General features: G+C 64.5%; 12 protein-coding genes. 3 read left to right on the top strand and 9 right to left on the bottom strand.

The features are described 5' to 3' along the window. Positions 1-160 precede the first annotated feature (160 nt). From RM96_RS26590 to RM96_RS26615, 6 genes are all read right to left on the bottom strand, one after another. A complete protein-coding gene (locus tag RM96_RS26590) occupies positions 161-928 on the bottom strand; it encodes an IclR family transcriptional regulator (protein WP_039014733.1) in 768 nt (255 codons plus the stop codon). Between the two features lie 55 nt (positions 929-983). Next, positions 984-2,150 (bottom strand): CaiB/BaiF CoA transferase family protein, encoded by a 1,167-nt coding sequence (locus RM96_RS26595; RefSeq protein ID WP_039014734.1) that lies wholly within the window; start codon positions 2,148-2,150, stop codon positions 984-986. Between the two features lie 16 nt (positions 2,151-2,166). Next, a complete protein-coding gene (locus tag RM96_RS26600) occupies positions 2,167-3,333 on the bottom strand; it encodes an acyl-CoA dehydrogenase family protein (protein WP_039014735.1) in 1,167 nt (388 codons plus the stop codon). Positions 3,334-3,343: 10 nt separating this feature from the next. Next, positions 3,344-4,291, bottom strand: a complete 948-nt coding sequence (locus RM96_RS26605; RefSeq protein ID WP_052279757.1) for a Bug family tripartite tricarboxylate transporter substrate binding protein — start codon at positions 4,289-4,291, stop codon at positions 3,344-3,346. A gap of 89 nt (positions 4,292-4,380) precedes the next feature. Further along, a complete protein-coding gene (locus RM96_RS26610; RefSeq protein ID WP_039014737.1) occupies positions 4,381-4,770 on the bottom strand; it encodes a cupin domain-containing protein in 390 nt (129 codons plus the stop codon). Positions 4,771-5,042: 272 nt separating this feature from the next. Then, entirely contained in the window at positions 5,043-6,059 is a 1,017-nt protein-coding gene (locus RM96_RS26615; protein ID WP_039014738.1) for a 1-aminocyclopropane-1-carboxylate deaminase, read from the bottom strand. A gap of 162 nt (positions 6,060-6,221) precedes the next feature. Here RM96_RS26615 and RM96_RS26620 point away from each other — a divergent pair, with 162 nt between their 5' ends. Next, positions 6,222-6,737, top strand: coding sequence for an Lrp/AsnC family transcriptional regulator (locus RM96_RS26620; RefSeq protein ID WP_039014739.1), 516 nt, complete (start codon positions 6,222-6,224; stop codon positions 6,735-6,737). A gap of 55 nt (positions 6,738-6,792) precedes the next feature. Here the strand turns inward: RM96_RS26620 and RM96_RS26625 are convergent, their stop codons facing one another. Next, positions 6,793-7,692, bottom strand: coding sequence for a LysR family transcriptional regulator (locus RM96_RS26625; protein ID WP_039014743.1), 900 nt, complete (start codon positions 7,690-7,692; stop codon positions 6,793-6,795). A gap of 156 nt (positions 7,693-7,848) precedes the next feature. Here RM96_RS26625 and RM96_RS26630 point away from each other — a divergent pair, with 156 nt between their 5' ends. Beyond that, positions 7,849-8,673, top strand: a complete 825-nt coding sequence (locus RM96_RS26630; RefSeq protein ID WP_039014740.1) for a substrate-binding domain-containing protein — start codon at positions 7,849-7,851, stop codon at positions 8,671-8,673. Between the two features lie 62 nt (positions 8,674-8,735). On the opposite strand, the gene RM96_RS26635 is transcribed toward RM96_RS26630, so the two are convergent. Both RM96_RS26635 and RM96_RS26640 read right to left on the bottom strand, forming a co-directional pair. Next, positions 8,736-10,205, bottom strand: a complete 1,470-nt coding sequence (locus RM96_RS26635; protein WP_039014741.1) for a coniferyl aldehyde dehydrogenase — start codon at positions 10,203-10,205, stop codon at positions 8,736-8,738. Continuing rightward, positions 10,202-11,110, bottom strand: coding sequence for a sterol desaturase family protein (locus RM96_RS26640; RefSeq protein ID WP_039014742.1), 909 nt, complete (start codon positions 11,108-11,110; stop codon positions 10,202-10,204). The genes RM96_RS26635 and RM96_RS26640 overlap by 4 nt, the downstream gene beginning before the upstream one ends. Before the next feature lie 123 nt (positions 11,111-11,233). Here RM96_RS26640 and RM96_RS26645 point away from each other — a divergent pair, with 123 nt between their 5' ends. Continuing rightward, positions 11,234-12,142 carry a LysR family transcriptional regulator gene (locus tag RM96_RS26645; RefSeq protein ID WP_338011434.1) on the top strand — a complete coding sequence of 303 codons (909 nt, stop codon included), beginning with the start codon at positions 11,234-11,236 and terminating at the stop codon, positions 12,140-12,142. Positions 12,143-12,369: the final 227 nt, after the last annotated feature.

Here is a 12,369-nt window from a genome sequence, read left to right on the forward strand (position 1 = left end):
GGGGGGCGGGGGGGGGGGGCAGGCGCTGGCATACCGGTGGCCTTTACTTCGTTGAACCTCCGGCCCTCACCCCCACCCCTCTCCCACTGCGCGGGAGAGGGGAGCCTTTGCGAGCGGTGGCGGCAAGCCCCCACGCTCACACAGACCCGCGATTCGTTCGCTACTCCCGCAGCGAAGCGCCCGCCCCGCGCAGCGCCTTCACGATCGCATCCACATTCGCCTCGACCCGGTGGATCGGCCCGGCAACGGAGATGCCATAGGCAACATTGCCGAACATCACCGGCACCGCAATCGCGCCCAGGTCAGGAAACGATTCACCGAAATTCGGGTACCAGCCCTGCTCCTGCCAGCGCTGCAGTTCGCTTGCCAGCGCGGCGCGCGACTTCACGGTGCGCGGCGTGCGTGGCGTGAATGCGAGCTTGTCGAGGATGCCGTCACGTGCCTCGGCACTCATCGCGCCAAGGATGGCGCGGCCGATCGAGTTGATGTGTGCATCGCGCACCTCGCCCGGCGTGGCCGTGTAGCGCACGGGGTTGGCCGACTCGCGCACTTCCAGGTAAAGCACGCGCCCGTCCTCCTGCAGCTTGCCGAAGATGACGGTCTCGCCGGTGGCATCGCGCAGCGCTTCCAGCACCGGTTGCACGCGTTCGAGCAGCGGGTCGTTGCGGGAGATGCGCTGGGCAATGCTGAGCAGGCGGCTGGTGGGGTAGTAGCCCTGGCGCCGGCCGGTCTCGTAGAGGTAGCCCAGCGACACCAGCGTGCGGATCAGTCCGAGGCAGCTCGACATGGGCGCGCCGAGCAGCTTCGCCAGCTCGGTCAGCGTGAGCGAACGTCCTTCGCGTGCGTAGATCTCGATGATCTCGATCACGCGCAGTGCCGTCTTCACGCTCGAATGGCCACCCTTCTCGGCCGCTTCCGTTTCTGCCATGTCCGGCTTCCTTGTACCTTGCCCGGGCCAGATTGTACGCGGGCCGGCGGGGCTGCTACGCCTCGGGGGCCGGCGCGTTGCCGCCGGCCAGCGCTTCCGGCCAGGAGCGGATATTGCCGGGCGTGCGCGAGAAGCGCGTGGGGATGCCTGCCGCGCGCAGGCGGCCTTCGGTCGGATGGTCGTACTCGAACAGCATGCCGGTGGCGCGCAGGTGAGGGTCATCGGCCAGGCTTTCGAACGACGCCACTTCGCTGTGCGGAATGTCGGCGTCCTGCAGCAGCGCCAGCCATTGCGCCGTGGTGCGGCGGCTGACGATGTCGGCCAGCGTGGCGTACAGCGCGTCGATATTGGCGCTGCGCGCGGCGGGGTCGACATAGCGCGGATCGGTCGCCAGCTCCGGGTGACCCGACAAGGCGAAGAAGCGCGACCATTGCGCCGTGGTGTACGGCAGCAAGGCGATGTAGCCGTCCTGGGTGCGATACGGCTTGCGGTGCGGCGACATCACGCGCGGATAGCCTGCCGGGCCGCGCTCCGGAATGAAGGTCTGGCCGGCCAGTTGCTCCACGGCGAGGAAGGACACCAGCGTCTCGAACATCGGCACTTCGATGGCCTGCCCGAGCCCGGAACGCTCGCGCTCGTATAGCGCCATCGGGATGGTGTAGGCCACTGTCAGGCCGGCAACCTTGTCGGCCAGGATGGTGTTGACGTACTGCGGGCCCTCGGCGGAATTCGCACCCTGGAACTGCGCCAGGCCGCTGCGGGCCTGGATGATGTCGTCGAACGCGGGCATGCCGGCATACGGCCCCGTCTCCGAGTAGCCATAGGCACCGCAGTAGATCAGCCGCTGATTGGATTCGCGCAGCGATTCATAGTCCAGCCCGAGCTTGCGCAGCGATTGCGGGCGCACGTTGGAAATGAACACGTCGGCGCCGGCGATGAGCGCTTTCAGTTCAGCAAGGTCTGCCTCGCGCTTGATATCCAGCATCACGAAGCGCTTGTTGCGGTTCAGGTTCAGGAAGGTGGCGCCCATGCCGGGGTGCAGCGCGGGCTCGGCGTGGCGGAACACATCGCCGGCGGGCGCTTCCACCTTGATGACCTCGGCGCCCATGTCGCCCAGGATCTGGGTCGCGTAGGGGCCCATCCCGACCGACGTCATGTCCACCACGCGAATGCCCGCCAGGGGCCCGGTGGGACGGCTCATTTCCGCATTGTTTGTCTTCATCTCGGGCACGGCGGACTCAATAGGACTTGGGCAAACCCAGCACGCGCTCGGCAATGAAGCACATGATGAGCTGCGGGCTGACCGGCGCGATGCGCGGGATATACGACTCGCGCAGCAGGCGCTCCACGCGGTATTCGCGCGAGTAGCCCATGCCGCCCAGCGTCAGGATCGCGGTCTGGCAGGCGTTGTGGCCGGCCTCTGCGGCCAGGTACTTGGCCGCGTTGGCTTCTGCGCCGCAGGACTGGCCGGCGTCGTAGCGGGCGGCGGCCTTCAGCATCATCAGGTTGGCCGATTCCAGCTGCATCCACGCCTGCGCCAGCGGATGCTGCACGCCCTGGTTCATGCCGATCGGGCGGCCGAACACCACGCGATCCTTGGCATACTGCGTGGCAATGGCCAGCGCCGCCCGGCCCAGGCCGATCGCCTCGGCCGCGATCAGGATGCGCTCGGGGTTGAGCCCGTGCAGGATGTACTCGAAGCCGCGCCCTTCCTCGCCGATGCGGTCTTCCTCTGGAATGAACAGGTCATCGATAAACAGCATATTGGTGTCGACGGCCGCGCGGCCCATCTTGTCGATCTCGCGGATCTCGATCTTGCTGCGGTCCACCTTCGTGTAGAACAGCGACAGGCCTTCAGTCGGCTTCTTCACCGATTCCAGCGTCTGCGTGCGCGCCAGCAGCAGCATGCGGTCCGCCACCTGCGCGGTGGAGATCCAGATCTTGCGGCCGCTCACCGAATAGCCGCCTGGCACTTTTTTGGCAAAAGTCTTGAGCTTGGTGGTATCAAGTCCGGCGTCTGGCTCGGTCACGCCAAAGCAGGCCTTCTCCTTGCCCGCGATCAGCGGCGGCAGGAAGCGCCCCTTCTGCGCCTCGGTGCCGAACACCACCACCGGGTTCAGGCCGAACACGTTCATGTGCACCGCCGATGCGCCGGTCATGCCCGCGCCGGACTGCGAGATGGTCTGCATTACCATCGCGGCTTCCAGGATGCCAAGCCCGGCACCGCCGAACGCCTCCGGCATCGCCACGCCCAGCCAGCCGCCCTCGCACAGCGCCTTGTAGAACTCGTGCGGGTAGGTGGCGGAGACATCGAGGCGGTCCCAGTACTCCATATCGAACTGCGAGCAGACGGCCTGAACCGCCTCGACGATGGAAGACTGTTCTTCGGAGAGATCGAAATTCATTGCCTTGTCCTTATTCAGCCTGGATGCCCGCATCCTTGACCAGGCGTGACCATTTCTGCAGCTCCGCCACCACGAACTGCCCCAGCTCGGCCGGCGTGCTGCCGAACGGCTCGAAGCCGAAGCCATGGAACTGCGCGGCGTATTGCTTGTTCGATGCGATGGCAACCAGCTCGCGGTTAAGCCGCTCCACGATCGGCGCAGGCGTGCCGGCGGGCGCAAACACGCCGTTCCACGAAGTGATATCGAAGCCCTTGAGTTCCGGCACGCTGGCGATCGGCGGCAGGTCCGGCAGCAGTGCACTGCGCTGCGCAGTGGTCACCGCCAGCGCGCGCAGCTTGCCGGCCTTCACATTGGAAATGCCGGCGGCAAAGTCAACGAACATCAATTGGATCTGCCCGCCGATAACGTCGGTCATGGCCGGCGGCGTGCTCTTGTACGGCACGTGCAGCATCTTCAGGCCGGCCATCTTGGAGAGGGTGGCACCCGCCACGATGCCGGTGCTGTTGCCGCTGCCATAGGACAGGCCGGGGTGTGCCTTGGCGTAGTCGATGAACTCTTGCAGCGTTTTCACGGGCAACGAGGGGCTGACCACCAGCATGAACGGCAGGTTGCCCATGCGCGAGACTGGCGTGAAGTCCTTCACCGGGTCATAGCGCAACTGCTTCATCAGCGACGGATTGGCCGAGTGCGTGGTGTTCGTCGTCATGAACAGCGTGTAACCGTCCGCCGGCGCCTTGGCCACGAACTCCGCCGCGATCGAGCCATTGGCGCCAGGCCGGTTGTCGACCATGACCGGCTGCTGCAGCGCATCGCCCAGATGCCGTGCAGTCAGGCGCGCCACGGCGTCGGTGCCGCTGCCTGCCGCGAACGGCACCACCAGCCGGATCGGCTTGGACGGGTACCCATCCGCCGCACCGGCGGATGAAGTGGCCGCGAGCGCGGCGCCACAGCCCAGCATGACGCTGAGGAAGGCCTTCTTTACGGTTATCACGATGCTTGTCTCCTGCTTGTGGACTGGTTATACCGGCCTGCATCACGCCCGCATTTCTATGCGGGTCGCACCACACGCTCGGGGGATTCCTCGTAGGGAGGGGAATAGATCACCAGGATCTTGGCCGGCTCATCGCTGACGACGGTGAACACGTGCATTTCGTCGGGCGGAAAGAAGCAGCAGTCGCCCGGGCCGAGTTCCTTGCGCTGGCCGGCGACCTCGGCCACGGCGCGGCCTTCGAGCACGTAGCAGACCTGCTCGATGCCCGGATGCGCATGGGGCAGCGCGCCCTTGCCCTTCTCGATGGTGCCGTGGATGACTTCGAGATGGCGTGAGCCGACGGTCTCGGGGCTGATCAGCCGGCGGTTGAGTGTGCCGACGTGGTTGGCGGGGTGATAGCCCTCGATCTCGCTGGTCGAGACGAAGTAGCGGGGACGGTCTTGCACGGTGGTCTCCTGGCTGCGGCTTTGCGCGCTCTTTGATTCATGTGTATGAATCTTAGTTTATCAGGCTGAATTTATACGGCAATGACTTTGGCGCCGGACGCGGGTTTACGCGGTGATGCGGCATGCACTCGTGATGGTGGTTGTTTTCGTTCGAAGGGGTCTTGGCTGGGTCGAGGGAACCGTCGAAGCCTCACAAACAGAAACGCCCGGACATCCCTCAGCAGGATGTCCGGGCGTGCAGCTCCCAACTGGCAGGCGGTGCCTGCGCGATATCAACCGTCCTTGAAAAGGAAGCTGTAGGCGTTCAGTGCCGGGGCACCGCCCAGGTGGGCATAGAGCACCTTCGATCCTTCCGGAAACTCGCCGCGGCGGACCATGTCGATCATGCCCTGCATGGACTTTCCCTCGTAGACCGGGTCGGTCATCATGCCCTCCAGCCTCGCGCTGAGACGGATGGCTTCGAGCGTGCCTGCCGACGGCAGGCCGTACTCCGGTCCGCCATAGCGGGTGTCCAGCACCACGTCCTGTGCGGTAATGTCGCGGCCGAGATCGACCAGTTCCGCCGTATGCTGCGCGATGCGCAGGATCTGCGCGCGGGTCTGCTCCGGCTTGGCCGACGCATCGATGCCGATGACGCGATCCGCGCGGCCGTCGGCCGCGAATCCCACCACCATGCCGGCCTGCGTGCTGCCGGTGACCGAGCACACGACGATGTAGTCGAACTTGAAGCCGAGCTCGGCTTCCTGTGCCCGCACTTCCTCTGCAAACCCCACGAAGCCGAGGCCGCCAAGCGGATGTTCCGAGCAGCCCGCCGGGATTGGATAAGGCTTGCCGCCGGCCTGCCGCACGCTTTCCATGGCCTCTTCCCAGCTCGGGCGGATGCCGATATCAAACCCGTCACTGACCAGGCGCACGTCGGCCCCCATCATGCGCGACATCTGGATATTGCCCACGCGGTCATAGACCGCGTCGGAATAGTTGACCCAGTTCTCCTGCACCAGTACGCACTTCAGTCCCAGGTGAGCCGCTACGGCAGCAACCTGGCGCGTCTGGTTCGACTGGATCCCGCCGATGGAGACCAGCGTATCGGCGCCCTGCGCGAGGGCATCGGGAATGATGTATTCGAGCTTGCGGGTCTTGTTGCCGCCGAAGGCAAGGCCGCTGTTGCAGTCCTCGCGCTTGGCAAAGAGCTCGACCTTGCCACCCAGGCTCTTGCTCAGCCGCGACAGCGGATGGATCGGTGTCGGGCCAAAGGTCAGGGAATGACGCGGAAATCGCTTCAGGTTCATGATGATGGCTCCAGGGTTGTGGTTGGCACGCAAGGCAGCCCTATGGCGCTGCGTCTTGAATCATCATAAGAAAGCTCAGACGAAAGGTGCTTGCAAAGATCCGCCAGTTCTTGCACGATAAAAATTCCTGATGCACACGGGAATTATTTTTATTTTGCGGAAATGGCAACAGCCAAAATTAAATTACGTACGAAATCCGAGGCTACCCGGAAGCCTGCACTGGTGCTGGATCGCACGGACAAGGCCATCCTCCGCGCTTTGCAGCGCGATGCGTCCATCTCGAACCTGGCCCTGGCCGGCAAGGTCAGCCTCAGCCCGCCCGCATGCCTGCGCCGTGTGGAACGCCTGAAAGCGGCCGGACTGATACGGGGAATCGTGGCGCTGTTGAACCCGGGCGCCCTGGAAGCCGGGATGCTGGTCGTCATTGGGGTCGTGCTGGACAGGTCCACGCCCGAATCGTTTGCCGCCTTTGAGAATGCGGTGCAGAAGGTCTCAGGATGCATGGAGTGCCATGAAGTCACCGGCGAATTCGACTACTTCATGATGCTCAGGACGAAGGACAGCGAGAGCTTCAACCGCCTCCATGCTGAACAGCTCCTTTACCTGCCGGGCGTGCGGCAGATACGGACATTCATGGTGCTCAAACAGGTGCTGTCGACCACCCAGTTCCCGATATGAAGCGCTTGCCCTCCTCGTTGCAAAGGTCGGACTTCAGGCCCGATTCGGAGGCAAGTCAATCGGCGGGCGTCTCCGGAGCGAGAGTTTCATAGAGCGCCTTTGCCGCAGGCTGCAACGGCCTGTCGCGACGGCGTATCAGCGCCAGGACACGGTCCACGGTAGGCTCAATCAGCGGGATGGCGCACAGCCGGGGATGATCTGACGGCAACGCCAGGCCGGGCAGCACGGCCATGCCAAGGCCAGCTTCGACCAGCGCCAGTACGCCGACGACGTGATTGGCTTCGTAATAAATAGTCGGACGCCGCTCAAGATGCGCAATGGCATTCTCGATCAGGGCGCGATTGCCGCTTTGCTTTGAAACACCGGCCATCCTCTGCCCAGCCAGCTCCTCCCATGCGACACACTTGCGATCGGCCCAGGCGTGGTCGCGCCGCAGCGTCAGCCGATAGGGCTCGGTGCGGATCGCGCGGAATTCGATATTGGGTTCCTGGGCGCCCATGAAGTTGAGGCCAAAATCCGATTCTCCCGACAGGACGCTGGCCAGCACGGCATTTGCACTTTCGTCGATCACCCGCACCCGCACGCCCGGATGCCGGTTTGCAAACACGTTGATGGCATCGGGCAGCAGATGCAGCGCGGCAGACGGTATTGCCGCCACGGTCACCAGTCCACGCCGGAGCGCGGCCTCATCGCCGAGCCGGAATACCGCGCCGTCAAGAATGTCCAGGGCGGCCCGGGCCTCCTCCAGGAACTGCCTGCCGATGTTGGTCGTTTCCACGCGCCGCGTGGTGCGGTCCAGCAAACGGGAACCGAGCGTCTTTTCCAGCTTGTCGATTCTCCGGCTGAGCGCCGGCTGCGAAATATGAAGTGTCTCGGCGGCCACACGAAAGCTTCCCTTTTCCGCAGTGGCGACAAATGCCTGCAAATCCTCAAGGGCGAAATTAATGCGCGACATGCATGAAACCATCAGAACATTGCAATTCACAGAATAATTTGACCAGGATAGTCTTGCAATGCCTGACGGTTGCGCCATGAGGTACCGGCCGGCGCATACAAAAGATCGAGACTGACTGGCGGTCCCGTCCGCCAGCAACGAAATCACGGAGACGACATGAAGCTGACCACCATGGCCGCGAGGCAGGCCTCTCTTGTTTTCCTGCTATGGCTGGCCGGCCCCGCCTGGGCAGACGATATCCGCGTCATTACCTCGGGTGGTTTCACTGCCGCGTACCAGCAACTGGTGCCGCTGTACGAAGCCGCCACGCAGGACCGGGTCATCACCGCCTACGGTGCATCGATGGGCAATGCACCCGATTCCATTCCCAGCCGGCTGGCCCGCGGCGAGACCTTTGATGTGGTGATCCTCGCGGACTCGGGCCTTGAGAAGCTGGTAGCCGAAGGCAAGGTGGCGGCAGGCAGCCAGGTCGACCTGGCTCGGTCGCTGATTGGCATGTCGGTCCGCAAAGGCACGCCCAGGCCCGATATCAGCACCGTGGAAGGCCTGAGGCAGACCTTGCTCAACGCAAAATCCATTGCGTATTCGGCCAGTGCCAGCGGCACCTACCTTTCCAATGAATTGTTCCGCCGGCTCGGCGTCGCGGACCAGATCAAGGACAAGGCCCGCAAGATCTACAGCGAACGCGTCGGCGCCGTGGTGGCGCGAGGCGACGCAGAAATCGGCTTCCAGCAAGTCAGCGAGCTGCTGCCATTCAAGGAGCTGGACTACGTCGGCCCGTTGCCGGCCGAGTTGCAGCAATCGGTGTTCTTCTCCGCGGGGATGGTCGCCGGCCACCAGACGGCGGCAGCTTCGCGGCTTGTTCAGTTCCTGGCATCGCCCGCGGCCGCCACGATCGTACGAACGACAGGACTGGAGCCGGTTGCCACGCCCCTGCCGGCACCGGCGCCTCCGGAGCTCGGGCAGCCACGGAAGCTCTGAGCACGTGGCAAGCGCCGCCGCATGCCTGCGTCAACTTTGCTGCCCGGCTCCCGCTTGTATTCCTAGAACGGCTTCTTCACTGCGGGATCACCGTGGCCGGCGAACAGCTTCAGCGTGAGGCGCTGCACCAGGTTGCCATAGGGCGGATAGAACAACCCGATGGGAAAGAATCGATGCCGCCTGAACACTGTGCGCGCGTGCGACAACTCCCGGAAGCCCTCTTCGCCGTGATAGTTGCCCATCCCTGACTGGCCCACGCCGCCGAATGGCGCGTCGTGGTTGACAGCGTGCCAGGCCCAGTCGTTGATCGTGACCCCGCCGGAATGCGTGCGCGCCAGCAGGTTCTCGCGCGCCCGCGCGTCGTGGCTGAAGCAGTACAGTGCCAGGGGGCGGGCCTGCTGCTGCACGAACTCGATCGCCTGTTTGTGCGTGTCGTAGGGCACCACCGGCAGGATGGGGCCGAAGATTTCCTCGCGCATCAGACGCATGTCTGGCGTGCAGTGCGTAACGATATGGAGTGGCAGCTTGCGCCCGGCGCCGGCCTCGCCGCATGGGATGACCGTCGCGCCCAGGGCGCGCGCATCGTCCAGCAAGCTGCGGATCCGCGCAGCCTGGCGCTCGCTGGCCAAGGCTGTGTAGTCGGCACTGGTGTCGGTACGCCTGCCGTAGATCTCGCCAAAGCTCTGCTTCACGGCCTCGACGAACGCGTCCATGTGCTCGCGCGGCACCAGCGCATAGTCAGGTGCCACGCACACCTGCCCGCAGTTGATCCCCTTGCCGTGGGCGATGCGGCGGGCGGCTTCACGCACCGGATAGTCGCGCAACACGATGGCGGGCGACTTGCCGCCAAGCTCCAGCGTGACCGGCGTGAGATTGCGCGCCGCCTGCCCCATGACAACACGGCCGATGGTCGGCGAGCCGGTGAACACGATGTGGTTGAACGGCAGCGCGGTGAAGACGCCCGGATCTTCCAGCTCCTCACCGATCAACGCGACGTGGTCTTCGGCAAAGACCTCGCCCAGCATCTTCCTGAGCGTGGCATTGGTGGCCGGCGTGGTCTCCGGCATCCTGATCATGGCCCGGTTGCCGGCGGCCAGCGCCGTCACCAGCGGTCCGAGCGAAAGGTAGGCCGGAAAATTCCAGGTTGCGATGATCCCGACGACGCCCTTGGGCTGGTAGCTCACCCGCAGGCTGTTGGTCGCGAACAGCAGTTCGGGCCAGCGGCGGCTCGGACGCATCCAGCGGCGAAGATGCGAGACGGCGTGGCGGATCGCAAGCGTGGTCGGCAACACCTCGAGCATCTTGGTCTCGGCAATGGCCCGCTCACCGAAGTCCCGCGAGATCGCCTCGGCGAGCACATCCTGGTAGCGCAGGAGCTGCCGCCTGAGTATGCGCAGGTGATGTTGCCGCTCGCGGGCATCGGGAAAGGTGTTCTGCAGGAAGGCCCGTTGCTGGGCGGCGAACAACGATTCCACCTGGGCATGTTGGGCAGCCTGCACCGCCAGTTCTTCTGTCAGCGCACGGTCATTCATGCCGACCTCCGCTGCTCACTGACCTGGGCCTGCATTTCCGTGCCGGTTTCCGCTTCGGCATATGCGCGGCCGCCAAAGCGCAGGGCGGAATGCTCGCGGCGCGACTGGAACAGCGGATAGAACATCTGGATGTACCAGCGCTCCTGCCCGAACAGCAGGTCGTCCTGCAGGCCAACCCCGGGCGGATACTTGCGGGTGATATGCGCGGAGCCGAACAGGATGTCCCAGAAGAACAGCAGGTTGCCGAAGTTGCCCTTGTAGTGCCCGATGCCGTCCTCGTTGGTCAGCGCGTGGTGGGCCCAGTGGGTAGCAGGCGTGGAAATGGTCCGCTCCAGGATCCACATCAGCGGGCGCAGCGCGCGGATGCGGTACAGCGGCTCGTCCCAGCGCCAGGCGCTGTGCGCGCCAAGGATCACCGTGATCTTGATCAGTAGGTAGACGCCATAGACCTTAGCGAAGCCGAGATACAGCAGCACGCCCGCGATCCAGAGGCCCGGCATCATCAGGTAATAGAAGAAGTTGTTCCGGTACGTCATGCGGATGCTCATGTACTGCGCGGTGTGGTGCGCGCGGTGCAGTGGCCACAGCAGCGGCGTATGCGACAGGCGGTGCCACCAGTACTGGGTCATGTCGTCGCACACGAGCAGGATTGCGGCCATGGCCCACCAGGGCAGGCCCGCCCATGCGCCGCGCTGGTCCGGCATCAGCCACTGGCAGAGCTGGTTTGTGGCGAGCAAGGCAAGCGGCTGCGTCAGCGCAACCAGGCTCACGAACATCCCCAGCTCCAGCCAGGTGTCGTCGCGGGTGGCGTGAACGCTACGCTGGTAGCGCTGTGTGACGAACTCCACACCGGCAAAGCCGAGCATGACCGTCACGATCAGGATGTTCTGCAGTTGCGAACTCATTGGGGGCGTCTCCGATCTCGCTCTATGGTCTGAATGACTCTGAGGTCCGGATGACTGTAGGCTTGCCATGCCAATGCGTCCAATGCATAGTGCGAAACGTTCCAATGCACTGCGAGCATCAAGATGATTGACCTGCGCCGCCTCAGCCACGTCGTTGCCCTTGCCGACGAATTGCATTTCGCACGCGCGGCGGAGCGTGTCCACCTGAGCCAGCCCGCTTTCAGCCGCAGCATCCAGGCCATCGAAAGCGACCTGGGCATCCGCCTGTTCGACCGGGACGTCGGGGATGTCCGCCCGACGCCGGCCGGCGGCTTCGTGATCGATCGCGCCCGGCGGCTGCTGTTCGACGCGCGCTGCCTGCAGCGCGACGTCGATCTCTATCGCGACAGCCAGCTCGGAGACGTCGCCTTCGGCGCCGGCCCGTTCCCGGCCGCTACCCTGGTGCCGCGCGTGCTGGCCGAACTGCGGCAGCAGCATCCGGAGGTTGCCCTGCGCGTGGAGGAAAGCAACTGGGCGCAGTTGCTGGAGCGCTTGCGCGCGGAAGACATCGAGTTCTTCGTCGCCGACGTGCGCGACCTGCCCGATGACGCCGCACTGGAAATCCGGCCCCTTGGCACCCAGCCAGGCGGCCTTTACGTGCGCGCTTCGCATCCGCTGGCCGGACGCCCGTGCACCCTGAAAGACGTGTGGGGCTATGGCGTTGCGGGGACGAAAATGCCACGACCCGTCCGCGCCGTGCTGGCCAGGTACCTGGACCTGCCGGCAGGCCAGGAGACCACGCTCGCGCTGGAATGCGATGACATCGCGGTCCTCCGGCGGGTTGCCTTGTCCACCGACACCGTATTTGCCGCGACGCAGGTCTCGGTGCAGGAGGATGTCGCCGCGGGCACGCTGCTCCCGCTGCAGATCCACGGCCTGCCTGCGCTGTATTCCGAAATGGGCGTCGTGAGCCTGCGCAACCGGACGCCATCGCCGATGGCGCGCAAGGTCATTGAGTGCTTCACGCGGATTGCTGCTGAGGTCAACGTCTAGCCCACGCCATCAAGAAGGATTCTGGCGTTGTATCCGGCTCTGGCAAATTCGATTGCCACGCCGCTTGTGCTGACTGCCGGAGCGCCCTTCCAGGAACCGCTTCGCTTCATTCTCCTACCCCCAACTCAAGGCTGAGCTTTACCCACAAGTTATGGGCCTGAATTAAAGATTCGGAACATCTCGGTGATTTCGTGCAAGACGAGGAAGCCTCGCCAGATGACCGTGGC

Origin of the sequence: Cupriavidus sp. IDO (assembly GCF_000812465.1) — a bacterium.
GTDB lineage: Bacteria > Pseudomonadota > Gammaproteobacteria > Burkholderiales > Burkholderiaceae > Cupriavidus.